Below are 23,429 nucleotides of genomic sequence, written 5' to 3'. Positions count from 1 at the left end.
CGAGTTCATCACTTCACCCGTTTTGTATTATCTGTATTCATCATTTTAGGCCGGCGCTTCATGACTAAAAGAGGCATTCTGATAACAAAGTCTTTCCAATCTTTTAAGTGATAGGGCACTGCCGGACTTGCGTATGGCACACCAAAGCTCTTTAGCTTTACGACATGGCTGCTTAGCAGCAGATAATACATAATGACTCCAAACAATCCAAACACCGCCGCACAAAACATCGCGCCAAACCGAAGCATCCGAAGTGCTATACCTGTGCTATAATGCGGGATGGCAAATGAAGAAATTGCTGTGAGCGCAACAACAATGACCATGATTGGACTGACAATCCCCGCCTGCACAGCTGCTTCCCCGATGATTAATCCGCCAACTATGCCAATTGCGGGTCCAATCGGTTTTGGCAGACGAAGCCCCGCTTCTCTTAAAATTTCGATCGCGACTTCCATAAATAAGGCTTCAATGAGGGATGGGAACGGAACACCCTGGCGCGTCCCGGAAATTGAAATCGCCAGCTTGGTCGGAATTAACCCAGGATGAAAAGAAATAAATGATATATATAAAGCGGGTGCAAATAACGTTATCATTGCTGCGATGAACCTCAGCAATCTGATGAGCGAGCTCGGGAACCACCGTTCATAATAATCTTCAGGCGATTGAAGCATCATGCTGAAAGTGACTGGAACAATCAAAGCAAACGGAGTGCCGTCAAGCAGAATGGCTACTCTTCCTTCCATTAATCCGCTTATGACGCGATCAGGACGTTCTGTACTCTGTACTTGCGGGAACGGGCTCAAATAATTATCCTCAATTAACTGTTCAACGTAGCCTGACTCCGGCAAATGATCGATCTCAATCCCTCTCACTCTTTTTCTTACTTCCCCGACTACTTTTGGATCTGCAATGTCATTCATAAAAGCGATGATTAAATCCTTTTTTAATCGTGATCCTACTTCAAATCTCTGCAATGTTAATTGATCATTTTTTCCTTGCTGTCTCAAAAGAGCTGTATTCGTACTCAACTCTTCTGTAAAGCCTGTGCGCGGCCCTCTGACAAGCGCTTCTGAAAGCGGCTCCTCGATACTTCGATTTTGTTTTTTTACAGTTCCCAGAAGAAAGGCCTGCGGTATTCCATCAATGAGAAGCGCTGTCGAACCCATGAAAACATTCAACACGATATCACTGATTTTCTCTGATTCTATGACATCACCGATTGATACGATTTGATTTTTTATCTGTTTCGAAGTTAAAATACCTTTGCTGGATTGAGAAATTTCATCGCTTACCTGATTAGGTTGATTCATGACTAACACTGATAGTCCTTTATTAATCAAGTCCTGATCAGACAGTCCTTCAACAAAGATCAATGCAGCTTTCACATGTAATTGAGTGATTTCAAGCTCACGGAAATGAACGTCCCCGTTATGTCCTATTTTTCTTTTTACATGTTCTAAGTCGTATCCGATGTTACCGGTTAACACATCCTGATCCTGCTTTTCAGCTGTAGAATAATCTGATTTATGCTGCTTCTGTGTTTTGTACTGATTGTTCCGCCACCTCATCATTGCACCTTCTTATACATGAATCCAAGTAAACACTTTATAGATTACATATGGAACGAGAAATACAACTAACGCTTGAAACCACACATTCCAATCAGTAAGTGTTGATATCATGTTATCCATCTGTCATTTCCCCTCTCTCTAATAGGATTATTTTTCCCGTATACCTATTTTTTATGTTCGTCTTTTTTCTCAATAAAAAAAGCATGATGAACATTTCATCATGCTTTCCAAAGAAATCAACCTGACCATTTTGCATTATTAAACACAAAATGAGCCTTTTAGCAGTCTGGGATAAACTACAATTCCAGCTTGAAGCTTTCTGCCTGATCTGAAACTTCCACAGGAATCCCCATTATCGTTTTCGGTTTGGATACGTAAACAAAGCGCATTTCTTCCTCTAATTGCTGAAACACTTTTTCACTAACTATAATTCTGGCCGGCTTCCCTGGACTGTTATCAATGGCTGCTTTGATTTTTCCAAGCATAAAAAACCTCCTGTTTTAGAAAATGGCACATTTACTATTAAAACAAAAATCGCAAAATAAATTGCCTGAACAGGAATTCCGGTTCAAACATAGCAGTTGCGGCTGCAAACAAGAATGAACGAAATGACAACATACACCTCTCTCTTTTTCGCGCATGCAGAATTCTCCCATTCACAGATCAGACTGGCGACTGACACGCTGTTCAACAGCAGCTCTAGCATAAATAATGCACGCTATGGACATGATCTTATTAGTTATTATATGATTGAATTGAAAAAAACATCATATGTCAAGAGGTAAACGAAATGGCTCAAAACAACGAAAATGCATTACCGGATATTACAAAAAGCATTACCCTGGAGGCTCCCATTCAGAAAGTCTGGGAGACAGTCTCTACTTCAGAAGGCATTGCCAAGTGGTTTATGCCCAATGACTTTCAGCTCAAAGAAGGACAAGAATTTCACTTACAATCGCCGTTTGGGCCGTCCCCTTGTAAAGTTTTGGCTGTTCAAGCTCCAACTGAACTTTCTTTTAAATGGGATACAGAAGGATGGGTCGTTACCTTTCAATTAGAAGACTTGGGGGAAAAGACAGGGTTTACCCTTATTCACAGCGGCTGGAAAGAGCCGAATGAAGTGATCGGCAAAGCAAACGAGAAAAGCTCCGTCGTTCGCGGTAAGATGGATGGCGGCTGGACTGGCATTGTAAATGAACGGCTTCGTAAGGCTGTCGAAGAATAAAAAAGAGAGAGGTATCTCTCTTTTTTGTTTTTTTCCAAGGGTTATACTTCACAATTTGAGTCCATCAATCATAAAACGTAACAGTTTTAGATTTACCAGAGTAATCGGTAACAAAGAACTCGGCCTTGTTATTGCTCCCATCTACAAATTTTCCAATACTGCCAAATGTGTGGCATTCTCCGGGTGAAAAATAGTTTGCCCCTACATAATCATCAGGATTGTCACCGGGATCATCCTCATATAAGTGCAGTGAAACAGAAAAAGGTGTGCTTCCTGAAAGGCACACTCTAAAATCTCCTCCGGTTGAGTATACCGTCGGACTTGAGTAAGTATATGTGTAAGTCCCCAACTTATCCCACTCTCCAGCCCCCGCAGTTCCGGCTTTTTCTGCTTGTGCCGTTAATGGAAAAACCGCAGCCAACCCTAAAACAGACAAAAATCCAACTACCTTAGTGAATCTCATCAGCTACACCACTCCTCTATTTCAATGATAGCCGCAGATACGTTTGTATCATTTCCGGCAGAGCTACATAATTGATCCAGCCTGCCTCCCTGCTTCTTAGGCAGGTGGCATTGGACATTATATTCAGCAGCAGCCGTTTTATGAATCCGTCTTTGTCTGGTTTTAAAATGTTCAAAATAAATGCATTCCCATTTGTACTGCTATCTCTTATAATTTGTTTAAAAGGTTGTACTTCAATCAGGGGGAAAAGGATATGGAATTAAGCTTCACAAAAATACTCGTTATTTTGTTTGTGGGTTTTTTAGTATTTGGGCCTGATAAACTGCCGGCTCTTGGCCGTGCAGCAGGAAAAGCCTTATCAGAATTTAAACAAGCAACAAGCGGACTGACTCAGGATATCAGAAAAAATGACTCAGAAAACAAAGAAGATAAACAAATGTAGGATAAATCGTTTGGGCCGATGAAAAATCGGCTCTTTATTTTGATTTATTTTTGTGTCATCTTTCTTTTTTTATCATTTGGACAGCCCTTTTTTCCTTCTATGATTTTAACTGTCCAAGCCGCAAAATCTACTCGCCGTATAATAAAGCGTAGTAAAAATAAAGGAGGAGTATATATGGGTTATTACAAAAAATACAAAGAAGAGTATTATACGGTCAAAAAAACGTATTATAAGAAGTATTACGAATATGATAAAAAATACTATGACCACCATGATAAAAAATATTATGACTGTGATTACGACAAAAAATATGATGACTATGATAAAAAATATTATGATCACGATAAAAAAGACTATGATTATGTTGTAGAGTATAAAAAGCATAAAAAACACTACTAAACGCCATTAACATCTCCTCGTTTTTACTTTCCCCCGGCTATTGCCGGGTCTTTTTTGTTTGTGCACTATATGTATATTTCTGAAGCTTCCCTTTCTATGAAAACCTTGGTGACTGAGTCTAAAAAAGAATAATGAATATTTAGTACATAGTTTAGTTAGTTCATAAGTGAGCGCATTCAATTTATTGCAGTTACAAAGAAACTTTTATAAACTCTTTGAGGATCCTACATAAAAGGAGAGGTTTTTTGTATAGAAACATCGTATTTTATCTCATTTTACTTTGTCTATTTATATCAGTTGTCATGAAAAGCTTTGAGGTGATAAGCACAATAGCCAATGTTATCTGCTTTGTTTTCGTATTGCTGTATTTTAAAGATGAAATGAAAACATACTCACGTAAAGCGTTAGCAATCCTAAGTATTTGTTTTCTTTTCTTAGTCGGTATCTGTGCTTTTATCATTTTACAAGGACAGACATTGATGAAACGTCACCTCTTTTTTACAGGCTGGGAAACGATAGCGGGCTTCCTTTTAATAATCGTTTCTTTAAGCATTTGTACTTTTATTTTGAGGAAAATTTCAAATCGGTTAAAACGATTTTGATCTCATTCTTTCCTCTGATAAAGGTATATAGCTTTCAGATTGGCGAACCGTTTCGTCCCTTACTTCATTCAAAATGAAATATTTTGTCTATTTATATACATCAATCCAGTTCCAAAATAAGGTATAATAAATGGCGAAACCACTATCTAAAGGGGGAATTTTGGTGAAAAAAGTATTGATTGCAGGTGCAGTAGGAACAGCCATTCTTTTCGGAACACTTCCATCAGGTATACCAGGCTTGCCCGAGGCAGATGCTCAAGTCGCAAAAGCAGCATCACAGCTGCCTAAGGGAATCGGCGGCCGCGCCTATCTGAATAGTACAGGCGCCGTTTTTACAGCTAAAATCAATCTTCCTGACACTGTAAAATATGATACGGTCTCTACTCCTTATATTTATTCAGGATTTAGGGCAACAAGCGGAACTGAGGCCGATATCGGGCTTCAGTACAGCAAACAATACAACGTCTGGAAGCCCCTCATGAAGGTGGGGTCCAAAAATGAAGAAACGTACATCGAAGGAAAAGACAAATTCACATACAATAAAGGCTTCCGCCCTGGAAGCACAGTCCAAATGACAATCTATAAAAATTTAAGCGGCAATACGCGCATGACCCTTTGGGGAACGAACAATGACGGCTACACCGGACGGATTATCACAGAAATTCAAGGAACCAACATCGGCACGATTTCAAAATGGAAAACCCTTGCTACCGCGGCTGTTTCGTATGAAAGCCAGCGTGATGCGATCAAAGCAACCTTTTCGACATCTTTTAACAACATCACAATCGACAATAAAGCCGTCACTCCTGTGGTAGATACACAGGATTTCGCAAAGGTTTCTGTTGCAGGAAATAACGTTACGATCTCTGTTAATAAATAAACGAAGCAGCAAAAAGCCGCCAGCATTGTCTGGCGGTTTTCCTTGGAGCATACTGGTCATAGTTCGTTTCTTCAGCTCTTTTGTTTAAACCTAACTTTAATAAGGGTGGAAATTGGTATGAAATATGAAAAAACAAGTCTTTTTGGAATGATTTTAGTTATTGTAGCACTTCTAATATCTATATATTTTATGTGTAATACAAATGCGTTGATACCTGCTGGATATGATCTAGCTATTCATGGAATTGTAATATCTAGAACTGTAATGATTGCTTTTACTTTGTATTTAGTTTCAAAGTTAGGATATTTTCTTCTGAATAAAAAAGATTAACTGTAGAGTTAATCTTTTTTATGTATTATACGTGTTTGTCCTTCAATTTTTATTCATCTTCCAGATTGCTTAATGAAATTAGGATACCTGCTATCTATTCACTGCACAATAAAAAGGCAGCATTAAACCGCTACCTCAAATAAAAGCTTGTCCCCATGTTTATAGTTGATTAACTTGAAATCATCAATGGTAAAGTTATAAAAATCTTTCACTTCAGGATTGATCCATAGTTCAGGTGCTTCAAACTGTTCTCTTTCCATTTGAATTTTCAAATTGTCTATATGACGTGTGTACACATGGCAATCCCCAATGTTAAAGATATATTCACCAAGCTCACAACCAGTCACTTGAGCAATCATGCGCTGCAACACATTATACTGGAATACATTGAATGGATTCCCCAACGCCATATCATTGCTCCGTGCTCTTACCTCGAGGTGGAGCTTACCTTGCTTAACATACCATTGAGTTTCGTATACACATGGCGTTAAGGCCATTGCGTCTAAATCATCAGGATTCCACAGCATTGTAATGTGTCTGCGTGAAGACGGGTTGTTCTTCAATTGATGAAGAAGATAGTCTACCTGATCCACTTTTTCTCCATTTAGACTTCTGTTTTTCTTCCCCAGCTGAAATCCATATGCATGTCCGATGGTGCCGTCTTCTTGTTTCCACTGATCCCAAATATGTACGCCCATCTTGTTTAAATCATTAACATCATTAGATTTCAGCTGCCAAATCCAGAGCAACTCTTTAATGGCTGTTTTCCAGGCAACCTTTTTTGTCGTTAAAATCGGAACCTCTGAGTTGTCGAATCTCATTTGCTTACTCATTACACTTAGAGTATGTGCCGGTGTTCCATCTGAGTCCCACTTGGTTCTTACATCAAACTCTTCGTCTGAGATTCCATTATTGATAATATCCTTTATAATTGAATTGTATTGTTTATCGAATTGCGTCATGACTATTCATATCCTTCTTTCATTTTCAGTTGCTAAGCATAATTTATTACGAATGCAATATTATCGCAAATACTAAGCACTTGCAGATAAAATGAGATTCTTATTCCAATCACTGTGTGTTTAAAGAGGAGTTAATCCCCCCTCTTTTACACCTGTATTTCTCCATAACATAGTCTGTCACATAGCTCATAGTTACCGCCAGTTTGGTACATACACCGTTGATAACATTGTTGAGGATTATAAGAAATGGTTTGATATTGCGGCACATAAAAATTCAAATAGTCAGGTGTTTGTGTATACCAAATTGGAAATTGTCTAAACACATTAAATCCTCCAATAGCTTTTTCTGATTTAATGCATTGTATTTTACCTCAATATCAATTGTCATTTGTCCATGTGCAATTGGGCTTTCTTTAAAATAAATTCTCTCTAATTTCATTCATTTGATCATTAACAACTTTTTTATGATATTTGGCAGCAGTTCATTCCTTATATGATCTGTTTCTAACCGGTTTTGCTGTTTGTTTTTGATGTCTAACTCTAAATCCTTCAAAAGCAGTGTTAAAAATTACATCATAGAGCTCTTGAATCTTAACCATAACGTTCAAATATTCTTCAATGAGAAAGTCCCTTTTTACGTATACTAATCTCTCTATACACTTTACTATTATTTTACAGTGATTGAGTGCTCTCTCTCGCTCTTATTTTCATAAACAGCTATCCGTTTTGTTTTTCAGAAAGTGTTTTAAACAGCCTCTTTTTACAATTCTTATTTCATTTGACCATACCATATCATTTAAACTTCATAAATTAAATTCGAATAACATAAAGGAGGAATTTAATTGGGTTATTATAAAAAATATAAAGAAGAGTATTACACTTGGAAAAAAACATATTACAAAAAGTATTACGACAATGATAAGAAGCATTATGATTGCGACAAGTATTATGATCATGATAAAAAACATTATGATTACGACAAAAAGTATGATGACCATGATAAAAAGTATTACGATGATCACGATTATCATTACGAAAAAAAGTATCATGATGACGATGATCATTATTATGATTTTGTCGAATCATATAAAAAACATTACTAAATCTCTTAAACGTCTATTTATTCCCCGACGACATACCGGGGGCTTTTTTATGATATTTATCGACGAACTCAGATTTTTTTGTGCTCATGGCTGCTGTAAATTCAATTATTAATGAACACAAGTCATTTAACTTGGCTTATTATTAGTGGCATTACTAGTTTTTAGTTGCCTTCCCCTATTTATAAAAATTTAGATAAAAGTATTTCTTTATAGAGATGCTTGTTTCATCGACAACTCAATCCTAAAGTGGTAAAATTGATAAAAATGTAAAAACTGTAAATATAATAAAAGGAGCATCTATATGTATATAAGTATTATAATTTTAGCATCCATGCTTTTATGGGGGGCAGTTATCCACGAGCTAAGTAAACCTTCAAAAAAGCAAAGCACCAGAAAAATTGTTTCTTTGACATCTTTAGGTTCTTTATCGACTTTAGTTATTACTATTTCACTTTTTCAAAACTTCCCTTTTTAAAATTTGTTTTTAATTAAATCCTTCGTATTAAAATATTCATTTTATACATAATATTTATATGCACCTTGGCTGAAACCTCCATTGATCAATCACACAGTATGAAGACAGCCAAGGATTTATTTTGTTTACTTCGTACCTGTTGAACCGAGTCCTCCTCTATCCTCGTTTCCCAAATGCTCGACTTCAACCAATTCAACCGCCGGCATTTTCTTCATGATTCTAAACTGGCAGATACGATCACCCTTCTTAATTTCAGTATCACGCAATGCATAAGCAGGAAAGAACCAGAAATCGTTGTCTCCCTTATATGACTCATCGATAACACCCATTGAATTTGTTTGAATAACGCCAAAGTTCTTGTATGTACTTGAACGAGGGACGACATGTGCTTCGTAACCTTCAGGCAGCTCCATTGCAACACCTAATGGGACAAGCTTAAATTCATCTTTTTTGATTGTTACATCTTCAGCTGCCCGAAGATCAATCCAGTCTCCCTGCTCAATTTTGCTGATTCTTGTTTGTGTTTCATCTAGATACTTGATTTTAATTTGCATTGTCATGTACTAGCTCCTTTAATTTTTATTGACTATCATACAGTAAGGCTTGTTCTTGTGTCATTTTCATCAGTTATAAATTGAACGTCTTCAAAATCATTCTGTAAAGCATTGAAGTACAGTTTTTCAATGATTTTTTTGTTTTTACAGTAAATCGAAACGTAGCTATTATCTGCTATCAAAAGGACAAGTTCGCAATCACTGTCAGCAAACTCTTCATATATATTGACTTGATTAACCATTTTTCCATATGGAAATGCTTTCAGTTCAACAAAAATGGTATAGTACTGATTCGTTTTTAATTGTTGCTCAAAAACTGCCCCTTCAACAATTGCATAGTCATGAAAAAGCTCCTCATCATCGAGCTCTCCTTCTACAACAAAATAAGATTCCCCACTCGTTTGCCACCTATAATTAGCTATTTCTACCGGCTGCAGTATTCTCCATAGAAAATTTCCATATTCATTCGGTATTTGAAAACTAACTCCCCTATTCATGTATACCCCTTACTTAAACGATTTTTGTGAATACGAGTTTAATTATATACTCTAATGTTAGGTTTATGGAACAAGGAATCGACTGCCTTTTCAACCGATTATCTTTTTACAGAATTTCCTCAGCCCTTCTCATTTAAAAGGTTCTTCCAATGTTCATAACAACGGTAAGTATTTCCTGATTAGATTTCTCGTTATCATCTACCCTTAGAAAAAAATGTCCCAAAACAAATAATCATTTTTGTAATCCTCGGTCGCCGTACCCATTAACACCCCACTTACAAGCCTCATGTATCCCGTACTTGCTATTATTCGAACATTGATAGGCACCTTCTCGTATCACATGGATTTGCTGTTGAATGATTTCAAATAAAGTTGAATAAAATAAGATCGAATCATCCAACAATTAACATTTACTTGCGGAAATAGGTGGTATTTATAATCCATAAGAAGGAAGGAAGCGTTGATGATAAAGCTTTGCCGAGAAGTTTGGATCGAAGTCAATCTTGATGCCGTTAAAAAGAATTTGCGAGCGATCCGCCGTCATATTCCACATAAGAGCAAAATTATGGCTGTCGTAAAAGCGAACGGTTATGGTCACGGGTCTATAGAAGTGGCACGCCATGCACTGGAACACGGGGCGAGTGAGCTCGCTGTTGCCAGTGTGGAGGAAGGAATCGTTTTACGAAAAGCTGGGATTACAGCACCTATCCTTGTGCTTGGTTTTACATCCCTTAGTTGTGTAAAGAAGTCAGCAGCTTGGAATATAACATTATCAGCATTCCAGGTTGATTGGATGAAAGAAGCAAACGAGATATTGGAAAAAGAAGCGAGTGCTAACCGGCTGGCCATTCATATTAACGTGGATACCGGCATGGGACGATTAGGTGTACGCACAAAGGAAGAACTTTTAGAAGTAGTGAAAGCCTTAAAGGCAAGTAAATTCCTCAGATGGACAGGGATTTTCACACATTTTTCGACAGCTGATGAACCGGACACAACACTCACAAAGCTGCAGCACGAAAAATTCATCAGTTTTCTCAGCTTTTTAAAAAAACAGGGGATTGAGCTGCCCACCGTGCATATGTGCAACACTGCTGCAGCTATCGCATTTCCGGAATTTAGCGCTGATATGATCCGTTTAGGTATCGGCTTGTATGGTTTATATCCTTCAGCCTATATTAAACAACTAAATCTCGTTAAGCTTGAACCTGCGTTAAGTTTAAAGGCACGCATCGCTTATGTGAAAACCATGCGGACAGAACCCCGAACCGTTAGCTATGGTGCTACATACGTCGCAGAACCTAATGAAGTAATTGCTACACTCCCGATTGGCTATGCTGACGGCTATTCTCGTGCCCTTTCCAATCGCGGGTTTGTTCTTCATCGCGGAAAAAGAGTGCCAGTGGCGGGAAGAGTAACAATGGATATGATCATGGTCAGTTTAGGAGAAAACGGTGAAGGTAAACAAGGAGAAGAAGTCGTGATTTACGGTAAGCAAAAAGGAGCCGAGATTTCCGTTGATGAAGTGGCTGAAATGCTCAATACGATTAACTATGAAGTCGTGTCTACATTAAGCCGCCGCATCCCTCGTTTTTATATAAGAGATGGCGAGATTTTTAAAGTATCAACTCCAGTATTATACGTGTAGAACATCTTAAAATGCTGAATCAAGATCCCTCTACCAGAGGGATCTTGTTTTTTCTGAAACTAAAAAAATCCCTCCTATAAGAAGAGAGATTTTCAACATATTTATACCTCAATAACTGATTGTTCAGGAGTATTATGATCGTGTCGAGAACGAAAATGCTCTTCTAACTCTTCAAGTGTACGCCCCTTTGTTTCCGGCATGAATTTGTATACAAAACCGATTGCCAATACACCTAAAGCCACAAATATAAAGAATGTAAAAGACAAACCTACAGAGCTAAGCAAGATCGGGAAAGCAAAACCGATCACAAAGTTTAATATCCAAAGGAAAAAAACACTTATCCCAGAACCAAGTCCTCTTAACCTTTGAGGGAATATTTCCGCTATGACAAGCCAAGTCACAGGTCCTACACACCCTTGCATAAAGGCAAGAAATAAAACGGTCAAAGAAAGCACTACATAAGGAAGTGCCATAGATCCATCAAGTACAATTGAGAAAATCGCAATCAATAGGAGCGCTGTAGTCGTCCCCGCCAAACCAATCAATAATATTGGACGCCGTCTCACTTTTCCGACCAGCCAAATCCCAAATATAACTGCAATAACTGATATCAGCCCATTTCCAATATTAGCGATTAAAGCCGCTTTTGTACCAAAACCAGATTCTTTAAGGATTTGTGTGCCATAATACATAATCGAGTTCACACCTGTAATTTGATTCACTATGGCAACACCGATTCCAATCCATAAAAGACGGCGCAGCCATGGTGTAGAAAAGTCCTTGAGTGATGCCTTTTCTAGTGTTGTATCTTTTTCTACCGCTTCTTGAATTTCTCTACATTCAGCTTCTGCACGTTTATCTTCTCGAATTTGTTTAAGAACTCGCAGCGCCTCACTTTTTTTGCCTTTGGAGATTAGCCATCGCGGGCTTTCTGGGACCTTAAGCATACTGGCAAATAACATGATAGCCGGAACAGCACAAATGACTAGCATGTATCTCCAAACATGTCCCGTATTTGCCATTGTTACACCGAGGATCGCATTAAAAACATATGCTAAAAATTGCCCGCCAACAATCATTAGTTCATTTTGGGTTACCATACGCCCTCTCTTTTCATGCGGTGCCATTTCTGCTAAAAAGGCCGGCACCATCGCCGAGGCTCCTCCAACAGCCAGCCCCAGTAAAAAACGAAAGGCCGCCATGATGAAAACATTAGGTGCTAACGCTGTTCCCAGTGATGCCAGGAAAAATAAAAAGGAAAGATTAAGGATCATTTTACGTCGGCCATATCGATCAGCCAATCTTCCGCATAACAACGCTCCAAATGCGGCACCTAATAAAAGAATACTCGTAACAAGCCCTTCTGTAACCGGTGTTAAATCAAGCTGATCTGGCCTTGCCATAAAAGGTAAAGCTCCATTTATAACTCCGGTGTCATATCCAAAGAGAAGCCCTCCAAAAGTTGCTGAAATCATTATTAATTTCAACCTTCGATTTCGATGTTCATTCATATCCATTTCCCCTGCCTTTATTAAGAATACTTAATAAGCTCTTTCAGTGTGGATATTGAGTCAAAACTAAAGTCATCTCTATCTTAGATTTTCGCCTCTGGATTTGTAACCGTTTACATTTTTAGCCAATAGAATAAACCTAAGCTATCAGTTGTTATGTTGTAGTAATGTTTTTGTCACATTATTGTCATTTCTCATATTATCATAATTCCAAAAGCATTTTCAGTCAATATTATTTTCAGGATTATTTATTTCCGCTATGTGATGGTGATGTTTTGATCATCTCGTTGTGAAGTTAACTATTGGCAATTTGGAGTGTTATAAGTTCCCTTGAAGTTTTCCATTCACAAAAAATGTCCATATCGTTATAATGATGATGTTTAATCGCAAAAAGAGAAAATGATAAAGAGGGAATCAATATGAAGAAGATTTTGATCAGTATGATCGCAATCGTTTTAAGTATTACTTTGGCAGCTTGCGGATCAAATCACGCAGCCAAAAACCATTCAGATTCTAATGGGACGGAGCAAGTCTCTCAAGATACTCAATCTAATAAATATAATCAGACAGAACAAAAGGCTGGCACGCCTCATTCAAAAAATCAGAAGAAATTGGTCGATGTTACATTAGATAGAGCAATAGATGGAGATACGATTAAGGTTATTTACAACGGAAAGGAAGACACAGTACGCTACTTGCTCGTTGATACACCTGAGACGAAGAAACCAAATTCTTGTGTTCAACCATACGGTGAGGATGCGTCGAAACGAAATAAAGAATTGGTCAACAGCGGTAAGCTACAGCTGGAATTTGATAAAGGCGATCGCAGAGATAAGTATGGAAGACTGTTAGCATACGTTTATGTTGACGGCAAATCTGTTCAAGAGACATTATTGAAAGAGGGATTGGCCAGAGTAGCATATGTATATGAGCCTAACACAAAATACATAGACCAATTCAGACTAGATGAGCAAGAAGCAAAATCAGATAAACTGTCAATTTGGAGTAAGAGCGGTTATGTGACGAACAGAGGATTTAATGGCTGTGTGAAATAGAAAAACACTGTTTGTTAAAAAAAGCAGCAAACCTAGCAGAATGCAGTTTCCAAAGAATTAGAAAGAGATGATGGCGTGTCTAGTTTCCATTCTGCTTATCAAGCTAAAATCATGCAACTAGCCTGTAAAATTCCCGCTGTATAGTAACAATAAAAAACACCCCTTCACGTCAATGTGAGGGGGTTATTTGTGTGTAAACATCCTTCCTATTTCATCATAAATCAAGAGATCCCTCTACCGTCGTTAGCGCAGTTTCATATATCTTACCCATTGGCATTCCTAAGCTTTCTCACTTCTTGAAGTGTTCGCTGACAGAATACGGTTCCGCTCGTTCGTTTTGTCTGCTGGACACTCGAATACTGTTTAAAGGTTGCGATACCTTATTCTCACCATCTTTTCAAAAGAAGGCAGCCATGTCATAAAAGGCCTTTGATGATGATTGATCATTAATTGTTCTTCGGTTGATCTCCGGACAATAACATCATTAGTTTTTTCGAAAGCTCTTCAAAGCTTGATTGAGATCCTTTGTGTGAGTATAAATGTTCTTATACAAATCAAATAGTGTTTTATATTTTTGAACATTTTGCGCCTTTGGATAAAATGCAGCAGCCTCACGAATGAACTGCTCTGCACATTCTTCAAGGGATTCAAACCATCCGCTTCCAAAGGCAGCCAGCATTGCAGCCCCCATAGCTGGCCCTTGTTCATTTTCTAACTTAATTACCCTCGTATTGAAAATATCAGCTTGCATTTGCAGCCACGTATCATTTTTAGCTCCCCCACCAATAGAAACAACAGTATGAACTGATTTTCCCGCTTCGCGGAATAGCTCAATTGATTCATGTAAAGAGAATGTGATACCTTCCATTATTGCCCTCAAAAAGTGCTTTCTATTGTGGGCTCCATCCATTCCGATCAAGCTTCCCCGAATAGAAGAATCAGCATGCGGCGTTCTTTCACCAACCAAATAAGGAGTGTATAGCAGTCCATTGGCTCCTATCGGAATAGCTTCCACCCCCTGCAATAATTGCTCAAACGATTCGTTTGGTGCAAACGTTCTTTTAAACCAGTCCAAGCTGTATCCTGCAGCGAGCGTGACGCCCATCGTATAAAAAGAATCCTTTTTTCCATGATTAAAAAAGTGGACTTTGCCTTTAAAGTCTCTTTCTTTTTCTTCTTCGTAGGAAAGTATGACCCCTGAGGTCCCAATACTGCATAAAGTTTTTCCGGAAGAAAGGATACCTGCTCCAATAGCGCCGCAAGCATTATCTGCTCCCCCAGCGTACACTTTTGTTTTTTCTAATAGCCCGGTCTTGGCGGCAACGTGCGGAAGCAGCGACCCTACACAATCATGAGATTCAACAAGCGGAGGACAAATATCTGCAGAAATACCAATTTGATTGCAAATATCATTGCTCCACTCCTTGCGAGTAATATGTAAAAGTAAAGTTCCTGCTGCATCGGAGTATTCCGTGTGAATGGCACCGGTCATACGGAATCGCACATAGTCTTTCGGAAGCAAAAACACAGCAGTTTTTTTAAAAAGTTCAGGTTCATGTTCCTTTACCCATAACATTTTAGGTAATGTAAACCCTTCTAAAACACGGTTTTTTGTGATGTCAAGAAGATGATCGCCAAATTTCTCGGTCATCCGGATACATTGAGGCGTTGTTCTGGTATCATTCCAAAGAATTGCATTACGTAACACCTGACGATCTTTATCAAGCAGTACTAATCCATGCATTTGTCCCGAATAGCTTATCCCGTCAATATCCTTGGCTTGAACATTGGATATAGAAACCAATTCAGCCAATGCTTCAATTGTTTGCTGCACCCAGTCTTCAGGATTTTGCTCACTATATCCCGCCTTCTCTTGGATAAGCGGATACCTTTTGGACGTTTCTGCACAAACCTTGCCGTTTTGGTTAACTAAAATGGTTTTAACAGCACTCGTTCCAAGATCTATTCCAATGACATACTTCATTTTTTCACTCCTTGCCCTTTTAAAAAACCATTCACTCTAAATAAATCCTAATTATAGAAGTTACCCGTCATAACAACAAGCAATAGGAAAGGAATCATGACGGGTAATTCAGTGACTTGGTATTGATAGCAGGATCTGGAGCTTATCCTGTTATACTTCTAAAATGTATTGGTTCAATATCGCTTTTAATTTTTCCTGTCTTCCAGATTCGTTTTTAATTGATTTATGATTTAGCGCATATTGCTCAAGTGTGTGGAAATTAGCTCTTCCTTCTATAATTTCAAGACCAATCCCTTCAGTAAAGCTGCGGTAACGATGTTGAATCACATCTTCAAACACACGATCTTCGATTAATTTGTGGGCAACTTTCAATCCTCTTGCAAATGCATCCATCCCTGCAATATGGGCATATATTAGATCATCAGGCTCAAAAGAAGATCTTCTGACCTTCGCGTCAAAGTTTAATCCGCCGCTTCCTAGGCCGCCATTTTGCAGGATTTCGTACATTGCTAATGTCGTAGAATATAAATCCGTCGGAAATTCATCCGTATCCCAGCCTAAAAGAGGATGACCCTGGTTTGCGTCAACAGAGCCAAGCAGACCATGTACTCTTGCCATGCGCAATTCATGTTCGAATGTATGCCCGGCTAATGTGGCATGATTGGCTTCAAGATTTAATTTAAAATGATTGTCTAAGCCATATTGCTTCAAAAAGGCAATGGTTGTTGCTGCATCTGTATCGTATTGATGGGTGGTCGGCTCTTTTGGTTTTGGCTCAATCAAAAACTGCCCTGTGTACCCGATTTCCTTCGCATAATCCACTGCCATATGCATAAATCTAGCCAAATTATCAAGCTCAAATTTTAAATCGGTATTTAACAATGTTTCATATCCTTCACGGCCGCCCCAAAATACATAGTTCTCAGCGCCAAGCTCTTTTGCTGTTTCTAACCCTTTTTTCACTTGTGCTGCAGCATACGCAAACACATCTGCATTGCAAGAAGTCGCGGCACCATGGACGAAACGGGGATTCGTAAACATGTTTGCGGTATTCCATAATAGCTTAACGCCGCTATTTCTCATGTAATCTTTAATCATGCCCACGATCATATCTAAATTTTGGTTTGTCTCTTTTAGCGTACTGCCTTCTGGTGCAATATCCCGGTCATGAAAAGCAAAGAATGGTGCATCTAGTTTTTCAAACATCTCAAATGCTGCTTCTACTCTCATCTTCGCTAGATCCATGCCTTTATAGTGATCCCATGGTCTTTGCATCGTAGCTGCTCCAAAAACGTCTGTACCATCAGCAGTAAATGTATGCCAATAGGCAATAGAAAATCGCAAATGCTCTTTCATCGTTTTTCCGCCGATTACTTCTTGAGGATTATAATATTTAAATGCTAAAGGATTAGTCGAATCTTTCCCTTCGTAAACCACTTTGTTTGCGCTTCCAAAATAGTTGGTTGAACTGGAATGAGATTGAGCCATGTAATTTCCCCCTTAAAAATAAATTCAAAACATGATCATTCAAATACAAATGCATTTTATTTCATATTGTAAGTTACCTATTAGTTTGTTGTTTAAACAAACTAACTTATTTTCATCTTATATAACCTCATCAGTATTTTCAATATTTTTTTTAGTTTTTTATGAACACATTAGATATAATAAAGGGAAGATTCGCTATGTACTATGTTCATACTTAATTTAAAGATTAAACAAATGGAGTGGATGAAGTGGATATCGCTGATCAAACCTTTGTCAAAAAAGTAAATCAAAAGTTATTATTAAAAGAAATCCTTAAAAATTCACCTATTTCAAGAGCAAAATTATCTGAAATGACTGGATTAAATAAATCAACTGTTTCATCACAGGTAAACACGTTAATGAAAGAAAATCTGGTATTTGAAATAGGTCAAGGACAATCAAGTGGCGGAAGAAGACCTGTCATGCTTGTTTTTAATAAAAAGGCAGGATACTCCGTAGGAATAGATGTTGGTGTGGATTATATCAATGGCATTTTAACAGACCTCGAAGGAACGATCGTTCTTGATCAATACTGCCATTTGGAATCCAATTCTCCAGAAATAACGAAAGACATTTTGATTGATATGATTCATCACTTTATGACGCATATGCCCCAATCTCCGTACGGGCTTATTGGTATAGGTATTTGCGTGCCTGGACTCATTGATAAAGATCAAAAAATTGTTTTCACTCCGAACTCCAACTGGAGGGATATTGACTTAAAATCTTCGATACAAGAGAAGTACAATGTACCTGTTTTTATTGAAAATGAGGCAAATGCTGGCGCATATGGAGAGAAAGTATTTGGAGCTGCAAAAAATCACGATAACATTATTTACGTAAGTATCAGCACAGGGATAGGGATCGGTGTTATTATCAACAATCATTTATATAGAGGAGTAAGCGGCTTCTCTGGAGAAATGGGACATATGACAATAGACTTTAATGGTCCTAAATGCAGTTGCGGAAACCGAGGCTGCTGGGAATTGTATGCTTCAGAGAAGGCTTTATTAAAATCTCTTCAGACCAAAGAGAAAAAACTGTCCTATCAAGATATCATAGACCTCGCCCATCTGAATGATATCGGAACCTTAAATGCATTACAAAATTTTGGATTCTATTTAGGAATAGGCCTTACCAATATTCTAAATACTTTCAACCCTCAAGCCGTAATTTTAAGAAATAGCATAATTGAATCGCATCCTATGGTTTTAAATTCAATGAGAAGTGAAGTGTCGTCAAGGGTTTATTCCCAATTAGGCAATAGCTATGAATTATTGCCATCTTCCTTAGGACAGAATGCACCGGCATTAGGAATGTCCTCCATTGTGATTGATCATTTTCTGGACAAGGTTACAATGTAATTTTTATGGAATAGACAGCTCATCTTTAAAGATGAGCTTTTTTATTCTAGGAGTATTTCTGAAGCAATATTGATATAGGCACCTTCTCACATGAAAAAGGAGTTCTAAAATAGAAATCTCCTTTTTCATGTGCAAATTATTTTTCTTTATAACGAAAATATCTAAAGTCGGCCGGAATATGATGACCGCTGGTATCTTGGCATTGCATCCCTACAAAGGCCCCTGTGAAGAATCCTCCCCCACGGATGTAATCATCTGATAATTTTTTCGATTCCAGTGCAATGTCAATTTTGTGCCAAACTTCTTTGTTAAAAGAATAGAAATAATAATATTTGTCCTTTTCAATATTTACTTTTAAATATACATACTTTACTTCACGAGGAATAACAATATTATTATTTAATGGCTGTGAAAAAGAAAAGTTGTCACATATTGTTAATTCAAGAATGCGGCCCAGTTCTTCATCATGCGTGACTTGAAGAGCCGTCCAGTTCTCTGTATTGTAATAATTCACCAATCCAGCGGCTTGTTGAAAATTTTCCGGATAAAACTCAACAGCAGTTTCCGCTTCAAAATGGAGACTTTGCCAGCGTCTGGCTACAAATGACTGAGTAAATGTCGAAGTTAATGATTCATGACCGAATAATCGTAAATGATTTGGCGCTTGAGTCAATGAACCTAATTCATTCGTGAATGGAATCCTTAAAGTTTGAAAATTTATATTTAATGTTGAATCCTCAAATTCATCAACTTCCGGGTACGTTGCTTCAAATATTGTTTCGGGTATAGAAGGTGCATCTACCTCCAAGCTTCCTTCTTTTCCACCTACTACATAGGGCCATTCATCTTTCCAGTAAAGTTTTTGAATAGCTGTTTCTCTGCCCAAAGGACAGTATCCTCTCTGCTGAAAAATTGAATCATCGTCAGGATGAATAGGACGTCCCGTTAAATGAGCTAAATACCACTCATCTGTATGTGTTTGAACAATGGATGCATGACCACATTTTTGCAATGGATTTCCTGGGTCATGCCATGACGTTAAGATTGGATTATCGGGATGAACTTCATATGGTCCCTCAATATTTGTAGAACGGGCAATTGTAGCAGCATGTTCGTACCGTGTTCCTCCTTCTGCAGTTAATAAATAATAATAGTTCCCGATATGATAAAGGTGCGGAGCTTCTGTCAGTTTTCTATCAGTTCCTTCAAATATAACTTTTGGTTTACCGATTAATTTTTGCTCTTTATCAGAATATTCCTGTATAACAATTCCTCCAAATGAGTGCCGATCAATACGGTGATCCCATAACATATTTAATAAATACTTTTTTCCATCCGTATCATGGAACAAAGAAGCATCAAACCCCGAGCTATTTAATGTAATCGGCTCACTCCAATCACCATTAATCGTTTCACAAGTAACTAAATAATTGTGACAATCTTTCCATGCGCCATCTACTACCTTAACATCCGTATAGATCAGCCAAAACTTCCCATCACTATAGCTTAAACATGGTGCCCAAACCCCACCTGAATTTGGATTTCCTTTCATGTCTAATTGTGAAACTCTCTGTAATGGATGTGCAACTAAGTGCCAATTTACTAAATCTTTTGAGTGGTGTATCTGGACTCCCGGAAACCACTCAAATGTAGATACAGCGATATAATAATCCTCTCCTGCCCTACAAATACTTGGATCGGGATTGAATCCTTTGAGTACTGGATTGGTAATCTTCATTTGGGACTCCTCCTCAGTTTATTTTCTTTTTTAAGCCTTGAAATCATCAATATGATCCAAATAAACTTTGTCTCTATTCTCTAATTCTCGAACCATGTTTTTATATTTTTTCTCATCTAAGTTATAGAAATTAATATCAATTAAAGCTAGAACCAGCAAGAACACGGGAATAATGGTTGTTGTAATTAAAATCCCCGTTAATGCCGCCGGGGTTTGTGCCTGATTTGCCACATATCCAAACTTATCAAGAACCAGACCCGGAACAACTCCTCCTAAGGCCATACCAAACTTAAAGAAAAATCCGATTATAGCGTAAATGAGCCCACCCATTCTTTTTCCAGTCCTGTACTCTCCATATTCTATTGTTTCAGGAATAAGCGCCCACATATATCCCCCGGCAGTGAGACTTCCAGCAGCAGCGATTAATCGACAGACAAGTATGAGGTATACATTACTTGGCGGAACAAACAGTAAAGCTAAGAGGCCGATAATATTCAGTAATAATGCATAGTTTAGTAATTTCTTCTTCCCCAAAAATTGATGAAGCCTTGGAATAAACGGTAAAATGACCAAAGCGGGCAAACTGCCTATCAAACCGTACCACTTCACCAAATCCTCTCTTTCTAAGTTATACGTTACGTAATAAATGCCAACCGAATTACTGATGGAATTCACTCCAAAAATAATAATAAAGAAAATACTTAATACAACAAGTGGACGATTAACACGAAACTGCTCAAATATATCCGTAAATTTAATTTTTTCTTCGGATTTTTGAAGAGTGATCCGCTCTTTTGTGCTTTTAAAACAAAAGATTAAAAGGCACCCGCCTATCACTCCCAAAATACCCATGGTTAGTTGCCAGCCAAGAGACTCGTTGCCGGAAGTATTGCTTAAATATGCAGCCAGTAAGGGAACAAAAAATGCAACGACAAGTCCCCCAAGATTCGCAAATAACATGCGAACAGAAGTTATACTAACCACTTCTTGATTATTTCTAGTCATTGCAGAAGTTAACGCGCCATATGGAACGTTTATCGTTGTGTATGTAAGCGACAAGCCAACATAGGTTATATAGGCATATATTAATTTCCCCATATCCGAAAAGTCTGGTGTTGTAAAACAGAGTATTGCCAGTATGACAAATGGAAAAGCTCCGAATAAAAGATACGGTCTAAAGCGTCCAAATCTGCTGTTCGTTCTATCAACTATTGTTCCGATAAAAGGATCAGCGAGAGCGTCGATTATTCTAACCACTAAAAACATAGTACCGGCTGCTGCTGCCGATAAACCAAAAACATCTGTATAGAAGAACAAAAGATACGTAGACACTGTTGCATAAATTAAATTACAAGCAAAATCTCCAGACGCATATCCAACTTTTTCAACCATGCTAATCTTCTTTATATTTTCACTGAGCATGATTTCTCCCCTTTTCGATCCTTTAATATGGAACAGTGTGAAACGGTATAACAATTTCTCGAATTTACGGTCAGTAAACTTTTATAAAAGCGCTTTCAAAACAGTGCAAAAAAATATGGTGATCAGCAAGCAGAAAATTCATCTTTTTTCGTCATACCTTATATACCTGGAAAAGGATAAAAGCTTCTTTCTTTTGTTTGTTATATTGTTTAGCTCCATTAAATCGATTCTCTTATCCCCCTTCCATCCATATTCAGTAAGACCTTATCTTGTGGACAATGAAAGTTCATCTTGTTAGTTTGTTGATCGAACAAACTAACTTGATTTAATATTATAAAATCCTCTCGACTTTTTCAACATCTTTTTCAGAAAGTTTAAACAGAATGAATTAAATATTGATTTTTGACTGTTTCGTTATATTCAGTGTCTCAAATATTTGCGAATGTCATGTATCAGTTAACGACGATTAGTCCAAAACAGATTCTTGTGTAAACACATGACAAAGATGATCTATGCGAAATAAGGAATTGGTTAGTGGTAAGTTGCATTTAAGAGTTTGATAAAGGTGATCACAGGATGTATGGAGACTGTTATCCTAGATTTATGCTGATGGCAAGCCCGGTCATGAATTGAAAGAACAGGAATGGCAGAATAGTTTATGTTATAAGTCCAACCCTACATACATATATCAATACAGGAAAGATAAATAAGAAGCAAAAATTGAGAAGCTTTCAACCGGAGTAGAAATGGCTTTTTGACTGTCTGAGGATTAATGGCTCTGTTAAACACTATGATTTACCCTTTCAAACTTATTTTAATCTTAAAAATTTTAATTGAGACTGGAAACAAAAGAGAATACAGAAATTAATTCCGTATTAATTTATTCAATATGTTAATTTTACTTTGGTCTTTATGATTCTTCTTCCTTCTTCTATAACCATCTAATAAAGACTTTTTATAAACCTTGAGGTAATCATCAATCGTTAGCAAATGATATTTCGCTCCGCCATCTTCAAAAACCTCTAGGTTATTATAGTCTACATCTGCAAATGGTTTTAAATCCTCAATGTAAGCAATGCCTATTTTTGTATTAGTTTTCTTAAATTCATGCTCATGTAAATCAACCATTTTGTATCCATGCAGTTCCATCACTTTTTTTAGTTTTTCCCACTTTTCCTCTAAAAAAATTAAAGGAATAAGGATATCAATATCTTCTGGGGAAAAGTCTAACCCAGTTACCTTTTCAAGGCCTAAAGATCCATATAATAATGGAATTATGTCTAACTCTTTATTAAACGTTTTAGCTATATTGATAAATTCATTATACAATTTCATTTTACATCCCCATTATTTGGTGATTAATTATTAAGATTCAACTAGCTCTTGAATTTTCATAAGTCCTTCAATACTTTCATGTGGTATATATCTCAAAGGGTTATTTTTTCAAACATCCTGAAAGTCATCTGTACAATATCTAAAAAGCCTTGAATACTGAATTAAAGAAAAACATCAAAATGATAATGGCTAGCACAACAACAATTTCAAAAGTATGTGAACTGCCATCTTCTTTTTCTTGTTCTTTCTTCTCCCTCATTTGTTCCCTATATTTTCTTTGTATTTCATCCTTTTTCCTATCCACCTTACTCGACCCCTTTCAACATAAAGTAAAGCCAAGCA

General features: G+C 37.5%; 24 protein-coding genes and 2 pseudogenes. 10 read left to right on the top strand and 16 right to left on the bottom strand.

Going from position 1 to position 23,429, the window contains the following annotated elements; translation table 11 throughout:
* Positions 1-8: 8 nt before the first annotated feature.
* Positions 9-1,571 carry a spore germination protein gene (locus tag AC07VD_RS10185; protein ID WP_129092439.1) on the bottom strand — a complete coding sequence of 521 codons (1,563 nt, stop codon included), beginning with the start codon at positions 1,569-1,571 and terminating at the stop codon, positions 9-11.
* 296 nt (positions 1,572-1,867) lie between these two features.
* Entirely contained in the window at positions 1,868-2,056 is a 189-nt protein-coding gene (locus tag AC07VD_RS10180) for a hypothetical protein (protein WP_088326101.1), read from the bottom strand.
* A gap of 305 nt (positions 2,057-2,361) precedes the next feature.
* On the opposite strand from AC07VD_RS10180, the gene AC07VD_RS10175 reads away from it, so the two are divergent.
* Positions 2,362-2,796 (top strand): SRPBCC family protein, encoded by a 435-nt coding sequence (locus AC07VD_RS10175; RefSeq protein ID WP_129092438.1) that lies wholly within the window; start codon positions 2,362-2,364, stop codon positions 2,794-2,796.
* A 64-nt stretch (positions 2,797-2,860) separates the two neighbouring features.
* Here AC07VD_RS10175 and AC07VD_RS10170 read toward each other — a convergent pair whose 3' ends face one another.
* Both AC07VD_RS10170 and AC07VD_RS10165 read right to left on the bottom strand, forming a co-directional pair.
* Positions 2,861-3,259, bottom strand: coding sequence for a YndA family protein (locus AC07VD_RS10170; protein WP_009967329.1), 399 nt, complete (start codon positions 3,257-3,259; stop codon positions 2,861-2,863).
* Between the two features lie 16 nt (positions 3,260-3,275).
* Positions 3,276-3,434 (bottom strand): annotated as a pseudogene (locus tag AC07VD_RS10165) (hypothetical protein).
* Positions 3,435-3,512: 78 nt separating this feature from the next.
* On the opposite strand from AC07VD_RS10165, the gene tatAC reads away from it, so the two are divergent.
* The 5 genes from tatAC (at position 3,513) to AC07VD_RS10140 (ending at position 5,912) form a co-directional block, all read left to right on the top strand.
* Positions 3,513-3,701 (top strand): twin-arginine translocase TatAC, encoded by a 189-nt coding sequence (gene tatAC, locus AC07VD_RS10160; RefSeq protein WP_003231634.1) that lies wholly within the window; start codon positions 3,513-3,515, stop codon positions 3,699-3,701.
* Between the two features lie 174 nt (positions 3,702-3,875).
* On the top strand, positions 3,876-4,100 hold the full coding sequence (locus tag AC07VD_RS10155) for a hypothetical protein (RefSeq protein WP_015483277.1): 225 nt from the start codon (positions 3,876-3,878) through the stop codon (positions 4,098-4,100).
* Between the two features lie 245 nt (positions 4,101-4,345).
* Positions 4,346-4,702 (top strand): YoqO family protein, encoded by a 357-nt coding sequence (locus AC07VD_RS10150; RefSeq protein ID WP_494721734.1) that lies wholly within the window; start codon positions 4,346-4,348, stop codon positions 4,700-4,702.
* A gap of 160 nt (positions 4,703-4,862) precedes the next feature.
* Positions 4,863-5,582 carry a YrpD family protein gene (locus AC07VD_RS10145; protein ID WP_124059904.1) on the top strand — a complete coding sequence of 240 codons (720 nt, stop codon included), beginning with the start codon at positions 4,863-4,865 and terminating at the stop codon, positions 5,580-5,582.
* A 42-nt stretch (positions 5,583-5,624) separates the two neighbouring features.
* On the top strand, positions 5,625-5,912 hold the full coding sequence (locus tag AC07VD_RS10140) for a hypothetical protein (RefSeq protein WP_119123060.1): 288 nt from the start codon (positions 5,625-5,627) through the stop codon (positions 5,910-5,912).
* Positions 5,913-6,034: 122 nt separating this feature from the next.
* Here the strand turns inward: AC07VD_RS10140 and AC07VD_RS10135 are convergent, their stop codons facing one another.
* Both AC07VD_RS10135 and AC07VD_RS10130 read right to left on the bottom strand, forming a co-directional pair.
* Complete coding sequence (locus AC07VD_RS10135; RefSeq protein ID WP_217017853.1) at positions 6,035-6,874, bottom strand: thymidylate synthase; 840 nt, start codon at positions 6,872-6,874, stop codon at positions 6,035-6,037.
* 274 nt (positions 6,875-7,148) lie between these two features.
* The gene (locus AC07VD_RS10130) at positions 7,149-7,313 is read right to left on the bottom strand and encodes a hypothetical protein (RefSeq protein WP_003231643.1); all 165 of its coding nucleotides are present in this window, start codon (positions 7,311-7,313) and stop codon (positions 7,149-7,151) included.
* A 403-nt stretch (positions 7,314-7,716) separates the two neighbouring features.
* Between AC07VD_RS10130 and cotU the strand changes: the two genes are divergently transcribed.
* Positions 7,717-7,977, top strand: a complete 261-nt coding sequence (cotU, locus tag AC07VD_RS10125) for a spore coat protein CotU (RefSeq protein WP_128737887.1) — start codon at positions 7,717-7,719, stop codon at positions 7,975-7,977.
* A 600-nt stretch (positions 7,978-8,577) separates the two neighbouring features.
* Here cotU and dutA read toward each other — a convergent pair.
* Together dutA and AC07VD_RS10115 are read right to left on the bottom strand one after the other, a co-directional pair.
* Positions 8,578-9,012: a dUTP diphosphatase DutA gene (gene dutA, locus AC07VD_RS10120; RefSeq protein WP_003245820.1), complete on the bottom strand. Its 435-nt coding sequence runs from the start codon at positions 9,010-9,012 to the stop codon at positions 8,578-8,580.
* Between the two features lie 29 nt (positions 9,013-9,041).
* Entirely contained in the window at positions 9,042-9,503 is a 462-nt protein-coding gene (locus AC07VD_RS10115; RefSeq protein WP_003231652.1) for a DUF2691 family protein, read from the bottom strand.
* A 463-nt stretch (positions 9,504-9,966) separates the two neighbouring features.
* Between AC07VD_RS10115 and alr the strand changes: the two genes are divergently transcribed.
* Positions 9,967-11,151 (top strand): alanine racemase, encoded by a 1,185-nt coding sequence (gene alr, locus AC07VD_RS10110; protein WP_021479223.1) that lies wholly within the window; start codon positions 9,967-9,969, stop codon positions 11,149-11,151.
* A 101-nt stretch (positions 11,152-11,252) separates the two neighbouring features.
* Here alr and AC07VD_RS10105 read toward each other — a convergent pair whose 3' ends face one another.
* Positions 11,253-12,668 (bottom strand): sugar porter family MFS transporter, encoded by a 1,416-nt coding sequence (locus tag AC07VD_RS10105; RefSeq protein ID WP_167559652.1) that lies wholly within the window; start codon positions 12,666-12,668, stop codon positions 11,253-11,255.
* A gap of 413 nt (positions 12,669-13,081) precedes the next feature.
* Here AC07VD_RS10105 and yncB point away from each other — a divergent pair, with 413 nt between their 5' ends.
* A complete protein-coding gene (yncB, locus tag AC07VD_RS10100; protein ID WP_015252020.1) occupies positions 13,082-13,717 on the top strand; it encodes an endonuclease YncB in 636 nt (211 codons plus the stop codon).
* 214 nt (positions 13,718-13,931) lie between these two features.
* On the opposite strand, the pseudogene AC07VD_RS10095 reads toward yncB, so the two are convergent.
* From AC07VD_RS10095 to xylA, 3 genes and pseudogenes are all read right to left on the bottom strand, one after another.
* A pseudogene (locus AC07VD_RS10095) lies at positions 13,932-14,097 on the bottom strand (glycoside hydrolase family 11 protein); the annotation flags it as partial.
* Positions 14,098-14,201: 104 nt separating this feature from the next.
* A complete protein-coding gene (gene xylB, locus AC07VD_RS10090) occupies positions 14,202-15,701 on the bottom strand; it encodes a xylulokinase (protein WP_185184375.1) in 1,500 nt (499 codons plus the stop codon).
* 150 nt (positions 15,702-15,851) lie between these two features.
* Complete coding sequence (xylA, locus tag AC07VD_RS10085) at positions 15,852-17,189, bottom strand: xylose isomerase (RefSeq protein ID WP_185184374.1); 1,338 nt, start codon at positions 17,187-17,189, stop codon at positions 15,852-15,854.
* A 248-nt stretch (positions 17,190-17,437) separates the two neighbouring features.
* Here xylA and xylR point away from each other — a divergent pair, with 248 nt between their 5' ends.
* Positions 17,438-18,592, top strand: a complete 1,155-nt coding sequence (xylR, locus tag AC07VD_RS10080; protein WP_124059898.1) for a transcriptional repressor XylR — start codon at positions 17,438-17,440, stop codon at positions 18,590-18,592.
* Between the two features lie 136 nt (positions 18,593-18,728).
* Here the strand turns inward: xylR and xynB are convergent, their stop codons facing one another.
* From xynB to ynzI, 4 genes are all read right to left on the bottom strand, one after another.
* Positions 18,729-20,330, bottom strand: a complete 1,602-nt coding sequence (gene xynB / locus AC07VD_RS10075; protein ID WP_494721733.1) for a xylan 1,4-beta-xylosidase — start codon at positions 20,328-20,330, stop codon at positions 18,729-18,731.
* A gap of 30 nt (positions 20,331-20,360) precedes the next feature.
* Entirely contained in the window at positions 20,361-21,752 is a 1,392-nt protein-coding gene (locus AC07VD_RS10070) for an MFS transporter (protein ID WP_494721732.1), read from the bottom strand.
* An 864-nt stretch (positions 21,753-22,616) separates the two neighbouring features.
* Positions 22,617-23,087 (bottom strand): hypothetical protein, encoded by a 471-nt coding sequence (locus AC07VD_RS10065; RefSeq protein WP_042975853.1) that lies wholly within the window; start codon positions 23,085-23,087, stop codon positions 22,617-22,619.
* Between the two features lie 139 nt (positions 23,088-23,226).
* The gene (gene ynzI, locus AC07VD_RS10060) at positions 23,227-23,391 is read right to left on the bottom strand and encodes a small membrane protein YnzI (protein ID WP_047182651.1); all 165 of its coding nucleotides are present in this window, start codon (positions 23,389-23,391) and stop codon (positions 23,227-23,229) included.
* Positions 23,392-23,429: the final 38 nt, after the last annotated feature.

The organism is Bacillus sp. GW821-FHT01G09 (assembly GCF_059422205.1).
Note: the sequence above shows the minus strand (reverse complement) of the source record. Positions and strands in the feature narration are given on the sequence as shown.

Bases quoted from the DNA above. Each gene is read 5' to 3' on its own strand.
- dutA (WP_003245820.1), bottom strand. From the start codon at position 9,012: ATGACAATGCAAATTAAAATCAAGTATCTAGATGAAACACAAACAAGA.
- AC07VD_RS10105 (WP_167559652.1), bottom strand. From the start codon at position 12,668: ATGGATATGAATGAACATCGAAATCGAAGGTTGAAATTAATAATGATT.
- AC07VD_RS10180 (WP_088326101.1), bottom strand. From the start codon at position 2,056: ATGCTTGGAAAAATCAAAGCAGCCATTGATAACAGTCCAGGGAAGCCG.
- alr (WP_021479223.1), top strand. From the start codon at position 9,967: ATGATAAAGCTTTGCCGAGAAGTTTGGATCGAAGTCAATCTTGATGCC.
- AC07VD_RS10170 (WP_009967329.1), bottom strand. From the start codon at position 3,259: ATGAGATTCACTAAGGTAGTTGGATTTTTGTCTGTTTTAGGGTTGGCT.
- AC07VD_RS10155 (WP_015483277.1), top strand. From the start codon at position 3,876: ATGGGTTATTACAAAAAATACAAAGAAGAGTATTATACGGTCAAAAAA.
- yncB (WP_015252020.1), top strand. From the start codon at position 13,082: ATGAAGAAGATTTTGATCAGTATGATCGCAATCGTTTTAAGTATTACT.
- AC07VD_RS10185 (WP_129092439.1), bottom strand. From the start codon at position 1,571: ATGATGAGGTGGCGGAACAATCAGTACAAAACACAGAAGCAGCATAAA.
- AC07VD_RS10065 (WP_042975853.1), bottom strand. From the start codon at position 23,087: ATGAAATTGTATAATGAATTTATCAATATAGCTAAAACGTTTAATAAA.
- AC07VD_RS10070 (WP_494721732.1), bottom strand. From the start codon at position 21,752: ATGCTCAGTGAAAATATAAAGAAGATTAGCATGGTTGAAAAAGTTGGA.
- AC07VD_RS10130 (WP_003231643.1), bottom strand. From the start codon at position 7,313: ATGAAATTAGAGAGAATTTATTTTAAAGAAAGCCCAATTGCACATGGA.
- xylB (WP_185184375.1), bottom strand. From the start codon at position 15,701: ATGAAGTATGTCATTGGAATAGATCTTGGAACGAGTGCTGTTAAAACC.
- xynB (WP_494721733.1), bottom strand. From the start codon at position 20,330: ATGAAGATTACCAATCCAGTACTCAAAGGATTCAATCCCGATCCAAGT.
- xylA (WP_185184374.1), bottom strand. From the start codon at position 17,189: ATGGCTCAATCTCATTCCAGTTCAACCAACTATTTTGGAAGCGCAAAC.
- tatAC (WP_003231634.1), top strand. From the start codon at position 3,513: ATGGAATTAAGCTTCACAAAAATACTCGTTATTTTGTTTGTGGGTTTT.
- AC07VD_RS10115 (WP_003231652.1), bottom strand. From the start codon at position 9,503: ATGAATAGGGGAGTTAGTTTTCAAATACCGAATGAATATGGAAATTTT.
- AC07VD_RS10135 (WP_217017853.1), bottom strand. From the start codon at position 6,874: ATGACGCAATTCGATAAACAATACAATTCAATTATAAAGGATATTATC.
- AC07VD_RS10175 (WP_129092438.1), top strand. From the start codon at position 2,362: ATGGCTCAAAACAACGAAAATGCATTACCGGATATTACAAAAAGCATT.